This window comes from Salmonella sp. SG203 (assembly GCF_013350575.1).
GTDB classification, from domain to species: Bacteria; Pseudomonadota; Gammaproteobacteria; order Enterobacterales; family Enterobacteriaceae; genus Salmonella; species Salmonella enterica.
The window spans coordinates 19686-39834 of the sequence record NZ_SNMT01000019.1; the positions used below are offsets into that span (position 1 = coordinate 19686).

Below are 20149 nucleotides of genomic sequence, written 5' to 3' on the forward strand. Positions count from 1 at the left end.
GGCTTATTCCTGTGGAGTTATATATGAGCGATAAAATTATTCACCTGACTGACGACAGTTTTGACACGGATGTACTCAAAGCGGACGGGGCTATCCTCGTTGATTTCTGGGCAGAGTGGTGCGGGCCGTGTAAAATGATCGCTCCGATTCTGGATGAAATCGCTGACGAATATCAGGGCAAATTGACCGTTGCCAAACTGAACATTGACCAGAACCCAGGTACTGCGCCTAAATATGGCATCCGCGGTATTCCGACTCTGCTGCTGTTTAAAAACGGCGAAGTGGCGGCAACCAAAGTAGGCGCACTGTCTAAAGGTCAGTTGAAAGAGTTTCTCGACGCCAATCTGGCGTAATACCTTTTATACGTCGAATGACAAAGGCGCTGTATGGTCAGGCGTCTGTCATTCGACGAATGATTAAGGTATCAGGCAGTTTCGTGGCGTCTGTTGTCCTTACGTTATTCTTAAATTGTCAGGATCTCTGGACGCCCGGTCTGAGTCGTGCTAAGTTAGTATTGACTTCGAATTAAACATACCTTATTAAGTTTGAATCTGGTTTTATCCGTCACTTCCCGTTTTTTCTCGCACGAGAAGTGGAAAGATTCCTGGCTCTTCGCTCATTCCGTCTTGTCGTTTCAGTTCTGCGTACTTTCCTGTGACCAGACAGCGAACAGACATGAGTTGATAGCCGTAAACAGGCATGGATGACCCTGCCATACCATTCACAACATTAAGTTCGAGATTTACCCCAAGTTTAAGAACTCACACCATTATGAATCTTACCGAATTAAAGAATACGCCGGTTTCTGAGCTGATCACTCTCGGCGAAAGTATGGGGCTGGAAAACCTGGCCCGTATGCGCAAGCAGGACATTATTTTTGCCATCCTGAAGCAGCACGCAAAGAGTGGCGAAGATATCTTTGGCGACGGTGTGCTGGAGATATTGCAGGATGGATTTGGTTTCCTCCGTTCTGCAGACAGCTCCTACCTCGCCGGTCCTGATGATATCTACGTTTCCCCCAGCCAAATCCGCCGTTTCAACCTCCGCACTGGTGATACCATTTCTGGTAAGATTCGCCCGCCGAAAGAAGGTGAACGCTATTTTGCGCTGTTGAAAGTTAACGAAGTTAACTACGACAAACCGGAAAACGCCCGTAACAAAATCCTCTTTGAGAACTTAACCCCGCTGCACGCAAACTCTCGTCTGCGTATGGAGCGTGGTAACGGTTCTACCGAAGACTTAACGGCGCGCGTTCTGGATCTGGCTTCGCCGATCGGTCGCGGCCAGCGCGGTCTGATTGTCGCGCCGCCGAAAGCGGGTAAAACCATGCTGCTGCAGAACATCGCGCAGAGCATCGCGTATAACCACCCAGACTGCGTGCTGATGGTGCTGTTGATTGACGAACGTCCGGAAGAAGTAACCGAGATGCAGCGTCTGGTGAAAGGCGAAGTGGTTGCCTCTACCTTTGACGAACCGGCATCCCGCCACGTTCAGGTTGCCGAAATGGTTATCGAGAAGGCGAAACGTCTGGTTGAACACAAGAAAGACGTTATCATCCTGCTCGACTCCATCACCCGTCTGGCGCGTGCCTACAACACCGTGGTGCCGGCGTCCGGTAAAGTACTGACCGGTGGTGTGGACGCTAACGCCCTGCATCGTCCGAAGCGTTTCTTCGGTGCGGCGCGTAACGTGGAAGAGGGCGGTAGCCTGACTATCATCGCGACGGCGCTGATCGATACCGGTTCCAAGATGGATGAAGTTATCTACGAAGAGTTTAAAGGCACCGGTAACATGGAGCTGCATCTCTCGCGTAAGATTGCTGAAAAACGTGTCTTCCCGGCTATCGACTACAACCGTTCCGGTACCCGTAAAGAAGAGCTGCTCACCACTCAGGAAGAGCTGCAGAAAATGTGGATCCTGCGTAAAATCATCCATCCGATGGGTGAAATTGACGCGATGGAATTCCTCATTAACAAACTGGCGATGACCAAAACTAATGACGACTTTTTCGAGATGATGAAGCGCTCATAACCTAGTCTTTACCTGAAAACGCCACGTTTTTACGTGGCGTTTTTGTTTTATATCTGTAATCTTAACGACACATTTACAAAATGATGATAAACCGGGTCGGGGCTTCGCCATCCATTCGTTATCGGTATCGTGTGGTTGATATTTAAACAATTCTGCCTGATTCAGAGCAGGGTTTCCCTTCTGAATAAAGGTCTTCATGGTTATACTTCTGGTACTAATTTTATCTGAGAGCACGCATTGTGAATTTACTGACCGTGAGTACTGATCTCATCAGTATTTTTTTATTCACGACACTGTTCCTGTTTTTTGCGCGTAAAGTCGCAAAAAAAATCGGTTTAGTGGATAAACCCAACTTTCGTAAACGCCACCAGGGGCTGATACCGTTGGTTGGAGGGATTTCGGTTTACGCAGGGATTTGCTTCACATTCGGAATCGTTGACCACTATATTCCTCATGCGTCGCTTTATCTTTCTTGTGCGGGCGTACTGGTTCTTATCGGTGCGCTGGACGACCGTTTTGATATCAGCGTGAAGATCCGTGCGACCATACAGGCCGCGATCGGTATCATTATGATGGTATTCGGTAAGCTCTATCTTAGCAGCCTCGGCTATATCTTTGGCTCCTGGGAGATGGTGCTCGGTCCCTTCGGCTATTTCCTTACTCTGTTTGCCGTATGGGCGGCGATCAACGCTTTCAATATGGTGGACGGTATTGACGGCCTGTTGGGCGGGCTATCCAGCGTCTCATTCGCGGCGATGGGGCTGATTTTATGGTTTGACGGTCAAACCAGCCTGGCAATATGGTGCTTCGCCATGATTGCCGCGATTCTGCCTTACATTATGCTTAATCTCGGTATTTTGGGGCGGCGTTATAAAGTCTTTATGGGCGATGCCGGTAGTACTCTGATCGGTTTTACCGTTATCTGGATCTTACTGGAAACGACGCAGGGGAAAACTCACCCTATCAGTCCGGTTACCGCGCTATGGATTATCGCTATCCCGCTGATGGATATGGTGGCGATTATGTATCGCCGTCTGCGTAAAGGAATGAGTCCCTTTTCCCCTGATCGTCAGCACATTCACCATCTTATCATGCGCGCCGGATTTACCTCTCGTCAGGCGTTTGTACTGATTACGCTTGCCGCCGCCATTCTGGCGGGAGTAGGCGTAGCGGCAGAATATTCTCATTTTGTTCCTGAATGGGTTATGTTGGTGCTCTTTTTGCTAGCATTCTTCCTCTATGGCTACTGCATTAAGCGGGCCTGGAAGGTGGCGAGATTTATTAAGCGTGTGAAGCGTCGCCTGCGCAGGCACCGTAAGAACCGGCCAAACTTAACCAAGTAAATGAGGATACGATGACACAACCATTACCGGGGGCACGCGCGGTGAGCGCTGAAAATGAACTGGATATTCGCGGGTTGTTTCGTACTTTATGGGTTGGCAAATACTGGATTATCGGCATTGGCCTGCTATTTGCCCTTATCGCGTTAGCCTATACCTTTTTTGCTCGTCAGGAGTGGAGTGCGACGGCGATCACCGATCGCCCAACCGTAAATATGTTGGGCGGTTATTACTCCCAGCAGCAGTTTCTGCGCAACCTGGATATTAAGACCGATCCTGCTTCTTCCGATAAGCCCTCGGTGATGGATGAAGCGTATAAAGAGTTCATCATGCAACTTGCCTCCTGGGATACGCGTCGCGATTTCTGGTTACAGACGGACTATTACAAGCAGCGAATGGTCGGGAATAGCAAAGCTGATGCGGCAATGCTTGATGAACTTATCAATAACATACAGTTTACGCCCGGCGATTTTACACGCGCCATCAACGACAATGTGAAGCTGATTGCTGAAACTGCGCCGGACGCCAATAATCTGCTGCGTCAGTATGTCGCATTCGCCAGTCAGCGGGCAGCGAGCCATCTGAATGATGAATTAAAAGGTGCCTGGGCTGCGCGTACCGTGCAGATGAAAGCCCAGGTCAAACGGCAGGAAGAGGTTGCGAAAGCGATCTATTCACGTCGTGTAAACAGTATTGAGCAGGCGCTCAAAATTGCGGAACAACATAATATTTCTCGTAGCGCGACGGATGTTCCGGCTGATGAATTACCGGACTCAGAGCTTTTTTTACTCGGTCGCCCTATGTTGCAGGCGCGTCTTGAAAATCTGCAAGCGGTTGGCCCTGCGTTCGATTTGGACTACTTTCAAAATCGGGCAATGTTGAATACGCTTAATGTGGGGCCGACCCTGGACCCTCGTTTTCAGACCTATCGTTATTTGCGTACGCCGGAAGAACCGGTAAAACGTGATAGCCCACGCCGAGCCTTCCTGATGATTATGTGGGGTATCGTTGGGGCGCTAATCGGTGCGGGCGTTGCCTTAACCCGTCGCCGCACGATTTAGCAACACCTCTGCAGTAGGGGGCTGGGCCCCTACTGTCTATTCGAAGAGAATCGATGTGAAAGTACTGACTGTATTTGGTACACGACCGGAGGCCATTAAGATGGCGCCTCTGGTCCATGCGCTGGAAAAAGATCCTCATTTCGAGGCCAAAGTATGCGTTACTGCGCAGCATCGGGAGATGCTTGATCAGGTATTAACTCTTTTTTCTATTGTGCCTGATTACGATCTCAACATTATGCAGCCGGGACAGGGGTTGACGGAAATTACCTGCCGAATTCTGGAGGGATTAAAGCCGATCCTGGCAGATTTTAAACCTGATGTGGTGCTGGTTCATGGCGATACCACCACTACGATTGCTACCAGCCTGGCGGCTTTCTATCAACGAATTCCGGTAGGGCACGTAGAAGCCGGGTTGCGAACCGGCGATCTCTATTCCCCCTGGCCGGAAGAGGCAAACCGCACGCTGACCGGACATCTGGCGATGTACCACTTTGCGCCGACGGAAAACTCGCGGCAGAATCTGTTGCGGGAGAACATTCCGGATGAGCGCATTTTTGTCACTGGCAATACCGTTATCGACGCGCTGATCTGGGTACGCGATCGCGTTCTGACGAGCGATACATTACAGGCTGAACTGGCCGAGCAGTATCCTTTCCTCAACGCGAATAAGAAGATGATTTTGGTGACCGGTCATCGGCGTGAAAGCTTTGGTCAGGGCTTTGAGCATATCTGCCAGGCGCTGGCGGAAATCGCCGCCGCGAACCAGAATGTGCAAATTGTCTATCCGGTGCATCTCAATCCCAACGTCAGCGAACCTGTCAACCGTATCCTCGGCCATGTTGAAAACGTGGTACTGATTGAGCCGCAGGACTACTTACCTTTTGTCTGGCTGATGAATCACGCCTGGCTCATTCTGACCGATTCCGGCGGTATTCAGGAAGAAGCGCCGTCATTAGGTAAGCCGGTATTGGTCATGCGTGAAACCACAGAGCGTCCGGAAGCTATTACCGCTGGTACGGTAAGACTGATCGGCACGGACTCCCGGCGCATTGTGGCGGAAGTTATGCGTCTGCTGCACGACGAAAATGAATATCAAACCATGAGCCGCGCCCATAATCCTTATGGTGACGGGCAATCATGCACGCGCATTTTACAGGCGTTAAAAAGTTATCGGGTATCGTTATGAGTTTTACGACCATTTCTGTTATTGGGCTGGGGTATATCGGATTACCGACTGCGGCCGCTTTTGCTTCCCGCCAGAAGCAGGTTATCGGCGTGGATATCAACCAACATGCGGTAGACACCATAAATCGCGGTGAAATTCACATCGTGGAGCCGGCGTTGGGCAATGTGGTGAAGATGGCGGTGGAAGGCGGCTTTCTGCGTGCGACGACGACACCTGTCGAGGCCGATGCGTACCTGATTGCCGTGCCGACGCCATTCAAAGGCGATCACGACCCTGACATGGCCTATGTGGAAGCCGCGGCGAAATCCATTGCGCCGGTATTAAAAAAAGGGGCACTGGTGATTCTGGAATCAACATCGCCGGTCGGCGCAACGGAGCAAATGGCTGGCTGGCTGGCCGGGATGCGCCCGGATCTGACCTTTCCCCAGCAGGCGGGCGAGCAGGCCGACGTGAATATCGCCTATTGTCCGGAGCGTGTGCTGCCGGGTCAGGTGATGGTGGAACTCATTAAAAATGACCGCGTGATTGGCGGTATGACGCCAGTATGTTCGGCTCGCGCCAGCGCGCTGTACAAAATTTTCCTTGAGGGCGAATGCGTTGTCACCAACTCGCGCACCGCGGAGATGTGCAAACTGACGGAAAATAGCTTCCGTGATGTGAATATCGCCTTTGCGAATGAATTGTCGCTGATTTGCGCCGAACAGGGGATTAACGTCTGGGAATTGATCCGCCTGGCGAACCGCCATCCGCGCGTCAATATTTTGCAGCCGGGCCCAGGCGTTGGTGGGCACTGCATTGCGGTCGATCCGTGGTTTATTGTGGCGCAAAATCCGCAGCAGGCGAGACTGATTCGCACCGCGCGTGAAGTGAATGACGGCAAACCGCACTGGGTGGTCGATCAGGTAAAAGCCGCGGTCGCAGATTGCCTGGCGGCCACCGATAAACGCGCCAGCGAAGTGAAAATCGCCTGTTTTGGGCTGGCCTTTAAGCCGAATATCGACGATCTGCGCGAAAGCCCGGCGATGGGGATCGCGCAAAGTATCGCCCGCTGGCACAGCGGCGAAACCCTGGTCGTCGAACCGAATATCCGTCAGTTGCCGAAAAAATTGGACGGACTTTGCACGCTGGCGAAACTGGACGCGGCGCTGGCCGCCGCCGATGTGCTGGTGATGCTGGTCGATCACGACGAATTTAAAGCGATTCCCGGCGATGCGGTTCATCAACGTTATGTGGTTGATACCAAAGGAGTCTGGCGCTGATGAAACGCATTCTGGTGACCGGAGGCGCAGGCTTTATCGGATCTGCGGTGGTGCGGCATATCATCCATGAAACGGCAGACGCGGTGGTGGTGGTGGATAAACTCACCTATGCGGGCAACCTGATGTCTCTGGCGTCGGTGGCGCAAAGCGACCGTTTCGCCTTTGAGAAGGTGGATATCTGCGATCGGGCATCACTGGAGCGAGTTTTCCAGCAGTATCAGCCCGATAGCGTGATGCACCTGGCGGCGGAAAGCCATGTAGACCGTTCCATCGACGGCCCGGCGGCGTTTATTGAAACGAATATCGTTGGTACTTACACCTTGCTGGAAGCCGCTCGCGCTTACTGGTCCGCGCTTGACGCGGACGCTAAAGCGGCGTTCCGCTTCCACCATATCTCCACCGATGAAGTGTATGGCGATCTGCATACTGCAGACGATTTCTTCACCGAAACCACGCCATATGCGCCAAGCAGCCCTTATTCCGCCTCCAAAGCCAGCAGCGACCATCTGGTACGCGCCTGGTTACGTACCTACGGTCTGCCTACGCTTGTCACCAACTGCTCTAATAACTACGGGCCCTACCATTTCCCGGAAAAACTGATCCCGCTGATGATTCTGAACGCGCTGGCGGGTAAACCATTGCCGGTCTATGGCAACGGTCAGCAAATTCGCGACTGGCTGTATGTAGAGGATCATGCCCGTGCGTTGTATCACGTGGTGACGAACGGCGCGGTGGGTGAAACGTATAATATCGGCGGTCATAACGAACGTAAAAATCTGGATGTGGTCAGGACGATCTGCGCTCTGCTGGAAGAACTGGCCCCACAAAAACCGCAGGGTGTGGCGAATTATCACGATCTGATTACCTTCGTCGACGATCGACCCGGCCATGACTTACGTTATGCCATCGACGCGTCGAAAATCGCCCGCGAGCTGGGCTGGACGCCGCAGGAAACCTTCGAAAGCGGGATGCGAAAAACCGTTCAGTGGTATCTCGCCAATGAGGCCTGGTGGAAACCCGTGCAGGATGGCAGTTATCAGGGCGAACGCTTAGGTCTGAAACGCTAAACGGCAGGTTCTTACTCCTGGAGGAGAAACGAATGAAAGGCATCATTCTGGCCGGAGGTTCCGGTACCCGGTTGCATCCCATTACGCGCGGCGTATCAAAGCAGCTTCTGCCCGTCTACGACAAACCGATGATTTACTATCCGTTATCGGTGCTAATGCTGGCGGGCATTCGTGAGATCTTGATCATCACCACGCCGGAGGATAAACGCGACTTTCAGCGTTTGTTGGGCGACGGCGCAGCATTCGGTATCGATTTACATTATGCCGAGCAGCCCAGCCCGGATGGGCTGGCGCAGGCCTTTATCATTGGCGAAACGTTCCTCAACGGTGAACCCTCATGCCTGGTATTGGGCGACAATATCTTTTTTGGTCAGGGCTTTAGCCCCAAACTCCGTCAGGTCGCGGCGCGTACCGAAGGTGCCACAGTATTTGGCTATCAGGTCATGGACCCGGAACGCTTTGGCGTCGTGGAGTTTGACGATGATTTTCGCGCGCTCTCGCTGGAAGAAAAGCCGAAACAGCCTAAATCTAACTGGGCGGTCACCGGCCTCTATTTCTATGACAGCAAGGTCGTCGAGTATGCGAAGCGCGTGAAACCGTCCGGGCGTGGTGAGCTGGAGATCACTTCTATCAACCAGATGTATCTGGAGGAAGGTAAGCTGACCGTTGAACTGCTGGGCCGCGGCTTCGCCTGGCTGGATACGGGCACCCACGACAGTCTGATTGAGGCGAGCACTTTTGTGCAGACGGTGGAAAAGCGCCAGGGCTTCAAAATTGCCTGTCTGGAGGAGATTGCCTGGCGCAACGGCTGGCTGGATGATGATGGTTTGAAACGCGCCGCCAGTCAGCTTGAAAAAACCGGCTATGGCCAATATTTACTGGAGTTGCTCCGTGCCCGTCCGCGCCAGTATTGAACCGTTACTCTGGGAAAATACGTTTTTTGGCGTGAATAGCGGCATTGTGCGTATCGATGCCTCAGCGCCCGAATTAACGCCAGAAGCGCTGCAGGCGTGGCAACGCGTGCAGGTAAAAGTGCCGGCTGAAAACATCGCCTGGCTGTCGGCGTTGCAATCGCTGGGATTCTCTTTGGTTGAAGGCGAGGTGGATTTTGCGTTGCCGGTAAAAGGGCATCGCGACCAGCATGGCGCGGAAATTGCACACCTTACGGACATTCCTGCTTTGCGTCAGTTGGCCGGAGAGGCGTTTACGCAGAGTCGTTTTCGCGCGCCGTGGTATGCGCCCGACGCCAGCGCCCGTTTTTACGCCCAGTGGATTGAGAATGCGGTACGCGGCACGTTTGATCACCAATGCCTGGTGCTTCGCACGGAAACAGGCGCTATCCGCGGTTACGTCTCGCTGCGGGAATTGAATGATACCGACGCGCGCATCGGTCTGTTGGCCGGACGCGGCGCGGGAGCGGAACTTATGCAGGCGGCGATCTGTTGGGCGCAGAGTCGCGGCAAAGCAACATTGCGGGTGGCGACCCAGTTGGGCAACACCGCCGCGCTTAAACGTTACATACAAAGCGGTGCCAACATCGAAAGCACTGCGTACTGGTTATACAGGTGACAACATGATTCCTTTTAATGCGCCGCCGGTGGTGGGAACCGAACTCGAATACATGCAGTCTGCAATGAGCAGCGGCAAACTGTGCGGCGACGGCGGCTTTACGCGTCGTTGCCAGCAGTGGCTGGAGCAACATTTCGGCAGCGCGAAGGTGTTGCTGACGCCTTCCTGTACCGCGTCGCTGGAGATGGCGGCTCTGTTGTTGGATATTCAGCCCGGCGATGAAGTGATCATGCCGAGCTTTACGTTTGTCTCCACCGCTAACGCTTTTGTCCTGCGCGGCGCGAAAATTGTATTTGTCGATATTCGTCCGGATACGATGAATATTGACGAAACGCTGATTGAGGCGGCGATTACTGATAAAACCCGCGCTATCGTGCCGGTACACTACGCTGGCGTCGCTTGTGAAATGGATGTCATCATGGCGCTGGCGGATAAGTATAATCTGTTCGTTGTCGAGGATGCCGCCCAGGGTGTGATGTCCACGTACAAAGGGCGCGCATTAGGGACGATCGGTCACATCGGCTGTTTTAGCTTCCATGAAACCAAAAATTACACCGCTGGCGGCGAAGGCGGCGCGACGCTGATCAACGATCGTACGCTAATTGAACGCGCGGAGATCATCCGCGAAAAAGGCACCAACCGTAGCCAGTTCTTCCGTGGTCAGGTGGACAAATACACCTGGCGGGATATCGGCTCCAGTTATTTGATGTCCGATCTGCAGGCTGCCTACCTGTGGGCGCAACTGGAGGCCGCCGATCGTATCAATCAACAGCGTCTGTCGCTGTGGCAGACTTACTACGATGCGTTAACGCCGCTGGCGCGCGCCGGGCGTATCGAGCTGCCTTCTATTCCGGAAAACTGCGGGCATAATGCCCATATGTTTTACATCAAACTGCGGGATATCGCCGATCGCAGCGCGCTGATTAATTTCCTGAAAGAGGCGGAAATCATGGCGGTATTCCATTACATTCCGCTGCATGATTGTCCGGCGGGCGATAAATTCGGCGAGTTTATCGGGGACGATGTCTACACCACAAAAGAGAGCGAACGTTTGTTGCGTCTGCCGCTGTTTTATAACCTTGCGCCCGTCGATCAACGAACGGTGATTACTACCTTGCTAAATTATTTCTCCTGATATGTCGCTTGCTAAAGCCTCCCTGTGGACGGCGGTCAGTACGCTGGTAAAAATTGGCGCCGGACTGCTGGTGGTGAAACTACTGGCCGTCTCTTTTGGTCCAGCGGGCGTCGGACAAGCGGGTAACTTCCGCCAGATGATCACCGTGCTGGGCGTATTGGCTGGCGCCGGGATATTTAACGGCGTTACCAAACTCGTCGCACAACATCATGATGACCCGGCGCAGTTACGTACCGTGGTGGGAACCTCCTCCGCGATGGTATTGGGGTTCTCTACGCTGCTGGCGCTGGTCTTCCTGCTGGCGGCGGCGCCGATTAGCCAGGGATTGTTCGGTCATACGGACTATCAAGGGTTGGTGCGTCTGGTTGCGCTGGTACAAATGGGGATCGCCTGGGCGAACCTGCTGCTGGCGCTAATGAAGGGCTTTCGTGACGCGTCGGGTAATGCCTTATCGTTAATTGTCGGCAGCTTTTTAGGCGTCGCCGCCTGGTATCTCTGCTACCGTGTCGGCGGCTATGAAGGCGCTCTGCTTGGCCTGGCGCTGGTGCCGGCGCTGGTGGTAGTGCCAGCCGGTATAATACTGATTAAGCGCGGCACCGTCCCGCTACGCTATCTCAAGCCCTCCTGGGACAACGGTCTGGCAGGGCAACTCAGTAAATTTACCCTGATGGCGCTGATTACCTCCGTTACGATGCCGGTCGCCTATGTGATGATGCGAAACCAACTGGCCGCGCACTATAGCTGGAGCGATGTCGGGATCTGGCAGGGCGTAAGCAGTATTTCTGACGCCTATCTGCAATTTATCACCGCCTCCTTCAGCGTTTACCTGTTACCCACGCTCTCACGCCTGACTGAAAAACAGGACATTACGCGTGAAGTGGTAAAAGCGCTGAAATTTGTTTTACCGGCGGTTGCGGCGGCGAGTTTTACCGTCTGGCTACTGCGCGATTTTGCTATCTGGCTGCTTTTTTCCGCTAAATTCACCGCGATGCGCGATCTGTTCGCCTGGCAGTTAGTGGGCGACGTGCTGAAAGTCGGCGCCTATGTTTTCGGTTATCTGGTGATTGCCAAAGCGTCGTTGCGATTTTACATTCTGGCTGAAATTAGCCAGTTCATTCTGTTAACGGCGTTCGCTCACTGGCTGATTCCCGCTCATGGCGCGCTGGGTGCGGCACAGGCTTATATGGCCACCTATATTGTCTATTTTTCACTTTGTTGCGGCGTATTTTTACTCTGGCGTAGGCGAGCATGACTGTACTGATTCACGTCCTGGGATCGGATATCCCTCACCATAACCACACCGTGCTGCGGTTTTTCAATGATACGCTGGCCGCCACAAGCGAGCACGCGCGTGAATTTATGGTTGCCGGCGAAGATAACGGCTTCACGGAAAGCTGTCCGGCGCTCTCGCTTCGTTTTTATGGCAGTAAGAAAGCGCTGGCGCAGGCGGTCATCGCCAAAGCGAAAGCAAATCGTCTACAGAGATTCTTCTTTCACGGTCAGTTCAACACCAGCCTGTGGCTGGCGCTGTTAAGCGGCGGTATTAAGCCAGCTCAGTTTTACTGGCATATCTGGGGCGCGGATCTCTACGAAGTGTCCCACGGGCTGAAATTCCGCCTTTTCTACCCGCTTCGTCGTATCGCGCAGGGGCGAGTAGGGGGTGTATTCGCGACGCGCGGCGATCTCAGCTATTTTGCGCGCCAGCATCCGGACGTACGCGGCGAGTTGCTCTATTTCCCGACGCGCATGGATCCTTCCCTGAATGCTATGGCAAAAGAGTGCCAACGTGCGGGAAAATTGACCATTTTAGTAGGGAACTCCGGCGATCGCAGTAACCAACATATTGCGGCGTTACGGGCGGTGTATCAGCAGTTTGGCGACACGGTAAACGTGGTGGTGCCGATGGGCTATCCGGCCAATAACCAGGCCTATATTGATGAGGTTCGTCAGGTCGGCCTGGCGCTGTTTAGCGCCGAAAATCTACAAATTCTTAGCGAAAAAATGGAATTTGATGCCTATCTTGCGCTGTTGCGCCAGTGCGACCTCGGTTATTTTATTTTTGCCCGCCAACAGGGGATCGGGACGTTGTGTCTGCTAATTCAGGCCGATATCCCGTGCGTACTGAACCGCGACAATCCTTTCTGGCAGGATATGGCGGAACAGCATCTGCCCGTCCTGTTTACCACGGACGATCTTAATGAGCAGGTCGTGCGCGAGGCGCAGCGTCAGCTCGCATCGGTAGATAAAAGCGGCATTACCTTCTTTAGCCCCAACTACCTGCAACCGTGGCATAATGCGTTGAGAATCGCCGCAGGAGAAGCCGAATGAGTTTAATGCAATTCAGCGGGCTGCTGGTGGTCTGGCTGCTCTCTACGCTGTTTATCGCCACGCTGACCTGGTTTGAATTCCGCCGCGTGCGTTTTAACTTCAACGTTTTCTTTTCGTTGCTGTTTTTGTTGACCTTCTTTTTTGGTTTTCCGCTAACCAGCGTGCTGGTATTTCGTTTCGACGTTGGCGTCGCGCCGCCGGAAATCTTATTGCAGGCTCTATTATCCGCCGCCTGTTTCTACGGCGTGTATTACGTGACCTATAAAACGCGTTTACGCAAACGCGTTGTGGATGTACCACGCAAGCCGCTATTTACCATGAACCGGGTGGAAACCCACCTTACCTGGGTGATCCTGATGGGCATCGCGCTGGTGAGCGTGGCGATTTTCTTTATGCATAACGGCTTTTTGCTGTTCCGGCTGCACTCCTACAGCCAGATATTTTCCAGCGAAGTCTCCGGCGTGGCGTTAAAACGGTTCTTCTACTTCTTCATTCCGGCGATGCTGGTGGTCTATTTCCTGCGCCAGGACAGCAAAGCGTGGCTGTTTTTTCTGGTGAGCACCGTCGCGTTTGGCCTGTTGACCTACATGATTGTCGGCGGCACGCGCGCCAACATCATTATTGCGTTTGCTATCTTCCTGTTTATCGGCATTATTCGGGGCTGGATCAGCCTGTGGATGCTGGCAGCGGCGGGCGTGCTGGGGATTGTCGGTATGTTCTGGCTGGCGCTCAAACGCTACGGATTAAATGTGAGCGGCGATGAGGCGTTCTATACGTTTCTTTATCTGACGCGCGATACCTTTTCGCCGTGGGAGAATCTGGCGCTGCTGTTGCAAAATTACCACAATATCGAGTTTCAGGGGCTGGCCCCTATCGTGCGTGATTTCTACGTCTTTATTCCCACCTGGTTATGGCCGGGACGACCCAGTATCGTGCTGAATTCTGCGAATTACTTCACCTGGGAAGTCCTGAACAACCATTCTGGCCTGGCGATATCGCCAACGCTTATCGGATCGCTGGTGGTCATGGGCGGGGCGCTGTTTATTCCGCTCGGCGCGATCGTCGTCGGGCTGATTATCAAATGGTTCGACTGGCTGTATGAACTGGGTAACCGGGAGCCCAATCGCTATAAGGCGGCGATTCTGCACAGTTTCTGCTTTGGCGCCATCTTTAATATGATTGTGCTGGCGCGAGAAGGGCTGGATTCGTTTGTTTCGCGCGTGGTTTTCTTCCTGGTGGTTTTTGGCGCCAGCCTGCTGGTCGCTAAGCTTCTGTTCTGGTTATTTGATAGCGCCGGACTGATTCATAAACGTACAACTTCGCTCCCTCAGGCACAGGTGGAAGGAAAACTATGACCAATAATGCCGCTGCGCCCCTTTACTCGCTGCGTGGATTACCTCTGATTGGCTGGCGCGACATGTCACATGCGCTGAATTATCTGTTTGCCGATGGTCAACTGAAGCAAGGCACGTTGGTGGCGATCAACGCCGAAAAGCTGCTGACGGCGGAAGATAATCCGGAAGTCCGCGCGTTGATAGCAGCGGCGGAATTTAAATATGCCGATGGCATCAGCGTGGTGCGTTCAATACGTAAAAAATTTCCGCAGGCGCAGGTTTCTCGTGTGGCTGGCGCTGACCTTTGGGAAGCGTTAATGGCGCGCGCGGGGAAAGAAGGCACACCGGTATTTCTTGTCGGCGGCAAGCCTGAGGTGCTGGCGCAGACAGAAGCAAAACTGCGGACGCAGTGGAACGTCAATATTGTGGGTAGCCAGGATGGTTACTTTACGCCGGAGCAGCGTCAGGCGCTATTTGCGCGTATCCATGTCAGCGGCGCGAAAATTGTCACCGTCGCGATGGGATCGCCAAAACAGGAATTACTCATGCGCGATTGTCGGGAAGTGCATCCCCATGCGTTATATATGGGGGTGGGCGGGACCTATGATGTGTTTACCGGTCACGTCAAACGCGCCCCAAAAATATGGCAGAACCTGGGGCTGGAGTGGTTGTATCGTCTGCTTTCGCAACCGAAGCGTATTACCCGCCAGATGCGTCTGCTGCGCTACCTTCGCTGGCACTATACTGGCGATCTCTAATTCTCCCTTCTGATGACTTGAGCAGCGGATTGTGCTTATGGCGCTGCTCATTTACAACATAATCGATGATTTCTTACACAATAAATGCATTTTTTTAATGCTCCATTTGCCATTTGTCCAAATTTAAGAAAATATTCGCAACAATCGATGTACCCATAACAATAACCGGTACTACCGGAACCGTTGCAAACACGACATGAGGATTTATGGCAGAGAAAAAACCGGAGCTACAGCGTGGGCTGGAAGCTCGTCATATTGAATTGATTGCCCTCGGGGGCACCATCGGCGTCGGACTCTTTATGGGCGCCGCCAGTACGCTGAAATGGGCGGGCCCGTCAGTGCTGCTGGCGTATATCATCGCCGGATTGTTCGTCTTTTTCATCATGCGCTCGATGGGGGAGATGCTCTTTCTGGAACCTGTTACCGGCTCCTTTGCCGTGTACGCCCACCGGTATATGAGTCCTTTTTTTGGCTATCTTACCGCCTGGTCATACTGGTTTATGTGGATGGCGGTCGGGATCTCGGAAATTACCGCCATTGGGGTCTACGTCCAGTTCTGGTTTCCGGAGATGGCGCAGTGGATACCGGCGCTGATTGCCGTCGGACTGGTCGCGTTGGCGAATCTGGCTGCGGTGCGCCTGTATGGTGAAATCGAGTTCTGGTTTGCGATGATCAAAGTCACCACGATTATTGTGATGATCATCATCGGTTTGGGGGTGATTTTCTTCGGCTTTGGTAACGGAGGCCAGGCGATTGGCTTTGGTAATCTGACCGAGCATGGCGGCTTTTTTGCCGGCGGCTGGAAAGGCTTTCTGACCGCATTATGTATCGTAGTGGCCTCTTATCAAGGGGTTGAGTTGATCGGTATTACCGCCGGTGAAGCGAAGAATCCGCAGGTGACGTTGCGTAGCGCGGTGGGTAAAGTGCTGTGGCGTATCCTGATTTTTTATGTTGGCGCGATTTTCGTGATCGTCACCATTTTCCCGTGGAATGAGATTGGCAGCAACGGCAGTCCCTTTGTGCTCACCTTCGCGAAAATCGGCATCACCGCCGCGGCAGGCATTATCAACTTTGTCGTGCTGACGGCGGCGCTCTCCGGCTGTAACAGCGGAATGTATAGCTGTGGGCGTATGCTTTACGCGCTGGCGAAAAACCGTCAACTGCCGGCGGCAGTCGCGAAAGTCTCTCGCCACGGCGTGCCGGTCGCGGGCGTGGCGCTCTCTATTTTGATTTTGTTGGTAGGTTCTTGCCTGAACTACATCATCCCCAATCCGCAGCGCGTCTTTGTTTACGTTTATAGCGCCAGCGTACTGCCGGGGATGGTGCCGTGGTTTGTCATTCTGATTAGCCAACTGCGCTTTCGTCGGGCGCATAAAGAAGCGATTGCGGATCATCCTTTTCGTTCCATTATGTTTCCGTGGGCGAATTATTTGACGATGGCGTTTCTGGTTTGCGTTTTAATCGGCATGTACTTTAATGAAGATACGCGCATGTCGCTGTTTGTCGGCGTCATCTTCCTGCTGGCCGTCACGCTGGTCTACAAAGTTTTCGGCCTGAATCGTCACGGAACCGCCCACAAGGTGGGGGAATAAGCGCCAAAATGCGCAAAGCATAACCAAACGCGCATTTTATTTAAAAAGGCACTGGACAGCGGGGTGTGAAGTCCGTATTATCCACCCCCGCAACGGCGCTAAGCGCCCGTAGCTCAGCTGGATAGAGCGCTGCCCTCCGGAGGCAGAGGTCTCAGGTTCGAATCCTGTCGGGCGTACCATTTATTTAGGTGCTTGAGCTGCGGTGGTTTAATACCGCGTAAAAAGTTTCAGTGGTGGCTATAGCTCAGTTGGTAGAGCCCTGGATTGTGATTCCAGTTGTCGTGGGTTCGAATCCCATTAGCCACCCCATTAATATAGAGTTGTGAAACGCGAAGGTGGCGGAATTGGTAGACGCGCTAGCTTCAGGTGTTAGTGTCCTTACGGACGTGGGGGTTCAAGTCCCCCCCCTCGCACCACGACTCAATGAATTGAACTAAAAATTCAAAAAAGCAGTATATCGGCGAGTAGCGCAGCTTGGTAGCGCAACTGGTTTGGGACCAGTGGGTCGGAGGTTCGAATCCTCTCTCGCCGACCAATTTTGAACCCCGCTTCGGCGGGGTTTTTTGTTTTCTGTTCCTTTTCAACCCCTTATCCCGCACGTGTTGCCATTATGATTTGTTGGCGATATCCCAGGCTTCATTTGTCGCTATTCGGTGACGAGTAATCTATTGATTTATAATCACTTTGTAAAAAACATCCTGTTCTGTCTCCACCGGGCGACACGCTAAAACCTCGCCAGCGGCGGGGGGATGACAATCGCGTGAATTCTCTACGTTTTTTTAATGCCTGCGCCTGTTTTTTAGCGGTGCAAAGATGGCACGTTATGTGCAATAATGTACGGGTAGATGCTCATTCCATCTCTTATGTTCGCCTTCTGGCCTCATAAACTCAGGAATGATGCAGAGCCGTTTACGGTGCTTATCGTCCACTGACAGATGTCGCTTACGCCTCATCAAACACCCTGGACACAACGTTGAGTGAAGCACCCCTTTATGTTGTCATACAGACCTGTTTTGACGCCTGCCCCTTAACCGGGCAGGCGTTTTTTTATGCATCCCGAATGATTTTGTGTAGGCGGTAAGCCCGGTAAGCGAAGCGCCACCGGGCAAGAGGAAATTACTGCGGGGGATTGTTCTGTAATGTCAGCATCAGGCCGTCGCGCCGCATGGCGGCGGCCTCTTCCGGTTGATGCAGTCGATCAAGCGCATCGGCAAGCCAGGCATAATCATACGCGTCCGGGCGTTGTTTTAGCGCGGCGCGGAAAGCCAGGGTTGCCTCCTGCCATTCACCGTGTTTCATTAGCGACTGGCCGAGCGTGCTCCATAACAGCGGGCGATCGCCTACCGTCTTGATTTGCTGACGCAGCACTTTCTCCAGTTGTTCCGGATTATTGGTTCTGAGGCGAGGAATGGGCAGCACCAGTCGATCGTCATACTGGCGTTTCAGACCGTCGATGATAATCTGCTGCGCCATATCATGATCGTCACATTCGATCAGATGCTCAGCCATCGCGACCTGCAGCGCCACCTGATGGCGGGTTTTACGGCTTTGGTTTTTCCACCAGGTGCGTAATCCTTCGCTGCCCTGCTCGGCGCGCGCCTGATCCATGAGTCCTATCCACGCCTGTTGTTCGAGCATGGCGCGATGCGCTTCATCGCCGACGTGCGCTTTCGCCATGGATGGGATGATATCCAGTAACGAACTCCATGCGCTGGTGCGAATATAGGCCTGCTCCGCCAGACGCAGAACTTCCGGGTGACGCGGCGTGACCTCCAGCAGTTTGTCCACGCCGTGACGCGCTGCGTGATTTTCATTGCGCGCCAGCTGTAAGCGCACGCGCGTGATCTCGACCGGGATGGTGTCGTTCCCCGCCAGCTCTGCCGCACGTTCAAGGTGCTGATTAGCGCGCGCTTCATCGCCGCGCTGCTGCGCCGCTTCTGCCGCCAGCAGATAATTTACCACCGGTTGTTCAGCATGGTCGGCATTTTTTGACATCAGCTTTTCAACCTGCTGATAGTCGCCCTCCGCCAGCTTCAGCAGTGCTTGTTCGGTCTGCTTGCGGGCGCGACGGCGTTTACGACCGGCAAACCAACCGCGGGTGTGCGCGCCGGTACGAAACAGACGGCGTAGTAACCACTCAATGGCGAATAGCACCACCATAGCGACGATGAGAATGATCGCCAGGCCGGTGACGCTGGTTTCAATGTTGTAGGTATCGGTCTGGATTAACACATAGCCCTGGTGACCGGCTATCATCGGGCCGACCACGATACCCGCGAGCAACAACACAAAGAGCAATAATACTTTTAGCATCATTATTCTCCTTGCGGCGCGGCTGCCGGAGCGTCTGTCTGCGTGGCAGGCGCTGCCGTAGAGACTGTCGGTTGCGCCAGCAGATTACGCACGCGGGTTTGCATCAGTTTTTCAAGAATCGCCTGGCTTCCCAGAGTTTCCGGCAGATCCATCGTGATATTTTGCTGGCTTAATTTATCGACCTCCTCCAGGAAGGCTTTGGTCGCGGCGTCGTCAGTATCGTAATAAGCGCGAACCCAGGTCGAAACGTTATCCAGCGCCTGACGGTATGTTTCTTCCTGATGGCGTGGCACGGCCTGCGCGGCGACTAACAGGCGGGAGCGAATATTTTCGCGTAAATAGACGTCCTGGTTGGGCGCCAACAGCGGTACGGCGGTATCATCGCGGCGGCGAATGGTAATAAAGCTGTCCATAAAGTTCTGCCAGCTTTTTTGCAGGTTAACGCGCCATTCGCTTAGCGAGCTGGACAGCTCGCTGCTGTCAGAATCCATCGGCGAACCATCGGTATCGTTATCCGCCAGACGCAAGTTATCGATTTGGTTAGAGAGCTGATTGAGCTTGAGAATAATGCCGTCGTAGTCGATCTGCGCAACGGATGACAGGCTGGCGATATCGTCAGTAATCGCGCGTCGAGCGGTAATCAGGCTGGGGTCATTCATGTCCGCCAGACTGGCGTCAGCGCTTTTGAGCAGCGCAGCGGCGGTAGTGACGTCCTGATCGCTCCACAGCTTGCGTCCGGCGAGTTTCACCAGGAAATCAGCCTGCGCCAGCAACCAGGTTTTAGCATCGCTGCCGGAAATAGTGGCGACTTTTTGTTGTACTTCATCAAGCTGTTTCGCCAGCGCCGCCTGTTGGCGATTCGCGTCATCTAACTGCGCCGCTTGTTTTTTGATAATCCCTTCCAGCTCCGCTTTTTGGCTCTCCTGCGCCTTTTGCAAGGCGGTCAGTTGCGTCGCCAGCGCATCGCTGGTTTCCGTTTGCGCGGTTGCCTGCTGTTTCCCCCAGCTATAAAGCCCAATACCTGCCGCCAGGGCAATCGCGATCGCCACCGCGCTTAATACCAGCGCGGCGCCGTTCTTACTTTTTTTCTCGGTATTAACTGGCTGTGGCGTGGTTTCCACGCTCTCCCTGGTCTCATCAACCACGGCGGAGGATTTTTCTTGTTCCGTCATTATG

At 53.5% G+C, this 20149-nt stretch carries 18 protein-coding genes and 4 tRNA genes; 20 read left to right on the forward strand and 2 right to left on the reverse strand.

Features of this window, described 5'->3' with window-relative positions:
- Positions 1-23 precede the first annotated feature (23 nt).
- The 20 genes from trxA (at position 24) to HV477_RS21135 (ending at position 17195) form a co-directional block, all read left to right on the forward strand.
- On the forward strand, positions 24-353 hold the full coding sequence (gene trxA, locus HV477_RS21040; RefSeq protein ID WP_001280776.1) for a thioredoxin TrxA: 330 nt from the start codon (positions 24-26) through the stop codon (positions 351-353).
- 247 nt (positions 354-600) lie between these two features.
- Positions 601-684 (forward strand): rho operon leader peptide, encoded by an 84-nt coding sequence (locus tag HV477_RS21045; RefSeq protein ID WP_134820045.1) that lies wholly within the window; start codon positions 601-603, stop codon positions 682-684.
- 87 nt (positions 685-771) lie between these two features.
- Positions 772-2031, forward strand: coding sequence for a transcription termination factor Rho (gene rho / locus HV477_RS21050; RefSeq protein ID WP_001054532.1), 1260 nt, complete (start codon positions 772-774; stop codon positions 2029-2031).
- A gap of 239 nt (positions 2032-2270) precedes the next feature.
- Complete coding sequence (wecA, locus tag HV477_RS21055; RefSeq protein ID WP_001050948.1) at positions 2271-3374, forward strand: UDP-N-acetylglucosamine--undecaprenyl-phosphate N-acetylglucosaminephosphotransferase; 1104 nt, start codon at positions 2271-2273, stop codon at positions 3372-3374.
- 11 nt (positions 3375-3385) lie between these two features.
- Complete coding sequence (wzzE, locus tag HV477_RS21060) at positions 3386-4432, forward strand: ECA polysaccharide chain length modulation protein (RefSeq protein WP_000193422.1); 1047 nt, start codon at positions 3386-3388, stop codon at positions 4430-4432.
- A 55-nt stretch (positions 4433-4487) separates the two neighbouring features.
- Entirely contained in the window at positions 4488-5618 is a 1131-nt protein-coding gene (gene wecB / locus HV477_RS21065; RefSeq protein ID WP_079899270.1) for a non-hydrolyzing UDP-N-acetylglucosamine 2-epimerase, read from the forward strand.
- Positions 5615-6877: a UDP-N-acetyl-D-mannosamine dehydrogenase gene (gene wecC / locus HV477_RS21070; protein ID WP_000011236.1), complete on the forward strand. Its 1263-nt coding sequence runs from the start codon at positions 5615-5617 to the stop codon at positions 6875-6877. The genes wecB and wecC overlap by 4 nt, the downstream gene beginning before the upstream one ends.
- A complete protein-coding gene (gene rffG / locus HV477_RS21075) occupies positions 6877-7944 on the forward strand; it encodes a dTDP-glucose 4,6-dehydratase (RefSeq protein ID WP_000822143.1) in 1068 nt (355 codons plus the stop codon). Before wecC ends, rffG begins: the two co-directional genes overlap by 1 nt.
- Positions 7945-7976: 32 nt before the next feature.
- On the forward strand, positions 7977-8858 hold the full coding sequence (gene rfbA, locus HV477_RS21080; protein WP_000676077.1) for a glucose-1-phosphate thymidylyltransferase RfbA: 882 nt from the start codon (positions 7977-7979) through the stop codon (positions 8856-8858).
- Positions 8836-9513 (forward strand): dTDP-4-amino-4,6-dideoxy-D-galactose acyltransferase, encoded by a 678-nt coding sequence (gene rffC, locus HV477_RS21085; RefSeq protein WP_001145156.1) that lies wholly within the window; start codon positions 8836-8838, stop codon positions 9511-9513. Before rfbA ends, rffC begins: the two co-directional genes overlap by 23 nt.
- A gap of 4 nt (positions 9514-9517) precedes the next feature.
- Positions 9518-10648 carry a dTDP-4-amino-4,6-dideoxygalactose transaminase gene (rffA, locus tag HV477_RS21090; protein WP_000612080.1) on the forward strand — a complete coding sequence of 377 codons (1131 nt, stop codon included), beginning with the start codon at positions 9518-9520 and terminating at the stop codon, positions 10646-10648.
- A gap of 1 nt (position 10649) precedes the next feature.
- On the forward strand, positions 10650-11900 hold the full coding sequence (gene wzxE / locus HV477_RS21095; protein ID WP_000050285.1) for a lipid III flippase WzxE: 1251 nt from the start codon (positions 10650-10652) through the stop codon (positions 11898-11900).
- Entirely contained in the window at positions 11897-12976 is a 1080-nt protein-coding gene (locus tag HV477_RS21100; protein WP_079899271.1) for a TDP-N-acetylfucosamine:lipid II N-acetylfucosaminyltransferase, read from the forward strand. The genes wzxE and HV477_RS21100 overlap by 4 nt, the downstream gene beginning before the upstream one ends.
- The gene (gene wzyE / locus HV477_RS21105) at positions 12973-14331 is read left to right on the forward strand and encodes an ECA oligosaccharide polymerase (RefSeq protein WP_000055609.1); all 1359 of its coding nucleotides are present in this window, start codon (positions 12973-12975) and stop codon (positions 14329-14331) included. The genes HV477_RS21100 and wzyE overlap by 4 nt, the downstream gene beginning before the upstream one ends.
- Positions 14328-15068, forward strand: a complete 741-nt coding sequence (wecG, locus tag HV477_RS21110; protein WP_000183623.1) for a lipopolysaccharide N-acetylmannosaminouronosyltransferase — start codon at positions 14328-14330, stop codon at positions 15066-15068. The genes wzyE and wecG overlap by 4 nt, the downstream gene beginning before the upstream one ends.
- 206 nt (positions 15069-15274) lie before the next feature.
- Positions 15275-16660: an amino acid permease gene (locus HV477_RS21115; protein WP_000818378.1), complete on the forward strand. Its 1386-nt coding sequence runs from the start codon at positions 15275-15277 to the stop codon at positions 16658-16660.
- A 102-nt stretch (positions 16661-16762) separates the two neighbouring features.
- A tRNA-Arg gene (locus tag HV477_RS21120) sits at positions 16763-16839 on the forward strand.
- A gap of 54 nt (positions 16840-16893) precedes the next feature.
- A tRNA-His gene (locus HV477_RS21125) sits at positions 16894-16969 on the forward strand.
- A gap of 20 nt (positions 16970-16989) precedes the next feature.
- Positions 16990-17076, forward strand: a tRNA-Leu gene (locus HV477_RS21130).
- Between the two features lie 42 nt (positions 17077-17118).
- A tRNA-Pro gene (locus tag HV477_RS21135) sits at positions 17119-17195 on the forward strand.
- A 581-nt stretch (positions 17196-17776) separates the two neighbouring features.
- Here the strand turns inward: HV477_RS21135 and hemY are convergent.
- Positions 17777-18973, reverse strand: a complete 1197-nt coding sequence (hemY, locus tag HV477_RS21140; RefSeq protein ID WP_023602562.1) for a protoheme IX biogenesis protein HemY — start codon at positions 18971-18973, stop codon at positions 17777-17779.
- 2 nt (positions 18974-18975) lie between these two features.
- Complete coding sequence (gene hemX / locus HV477_RS21145) at positions 18976-20145, reverse strand: uroporphyrinogen-III C-methyltransferase (RefSeq protein WP_076737556.1); 1170 nt, start codon at positions 20143-20145, stop codon at positions 18976-18978.
- Positions 20146-20149 lie beyond the last annotated feature (4 nt).

Coding starts and splice junctions, on each gene's coding strand:
- hemY (WP_023602562.1), bottom strand. CDS start 18,973: ATGCTAAAAGTATTATTGCTCTTTGTGTTGTTGCTCGCGGGTATCGTG.
- hemX (WP_076737556.1), bottom strand. CDS start 20,145: ATGACGGAACAAGAAAAATCCTCCGCCGTGGTTGATGAGACCAGGGAG.
- HV477_RS21100 (WP_079899271.1), top strand. CDS start 11,897: ATGACTGTACTGATTCACGTCCTGGGATCGGATATCCCTCACCATAAC.
- rffG (WP_000822143.1), top strand. CDS start 6,877: ATGAAACGCATTCTGGTGACCGGAGGCGCAGGCTTTATCGGATCTGCG.
- wzxE (WP_000050285.1), top strand. CDS start 10,650: ATGTCGCTTGCTAAAGCCTCCCTGTGGACGGCGGTCAGTACGCTGGTA.
- HV477_RS21115 (WP_000818378.1), top strand. CDS start 15,275: ATGGCAGAGAAAAAACCGGAGCTACAGCGTGGGCTGGAAGCTCGTCAT.
- wzyE (WP_000055609.1), top strand. CDS start 12,973: ATGAGTTTAATGCAATTCAGCGGGCTGCTGGTGGTCTGGCTGCTCTCT.
- trxA (WP_001280776.1), top strand. CDS start 24: ATGAGCGATAAAATTATTCACCTGACTGACGACAGTTTTGACACGGAT.
- rfbA (WP_000676077.1), top strand. CDS start 7,977: ATGAAAGGCATCATTCTGGCCGGAGGTTCCGGTACCCGGTTGCATCCC.
- wzzE (WP_000193422.1), top strand. CDS start 3,386: ATGACACAACCATTACCGGGGGCACGCGCGGTGAGCGCTGAAAATGAA.
- wecC (WP_000011236.1), top strand. CDS start 5,615: ATGAGTTTTACGACCATTTCTGTTATTGGGCTGGGGTATATCGGATTA.
- rffA (WP_000612080.1), top strand. CDS start 9,518: ATGATTCCTTTTAATGCGCCGCCGGTGGTGGGAACCGAACTCGAATAC.
- wecG (WP_000183623.1), top strand. CDS start 14,328: ATGACCAATAATGCCGCTGCGCCCCTTTACTCGCTGCGTGGATTACCT.
- rho (WP_001054532.1), top strand. CDS start 772: ATGAATCTTACCGAATTAAAGAATACGCCGGTTTCTGAGCTGATCACT.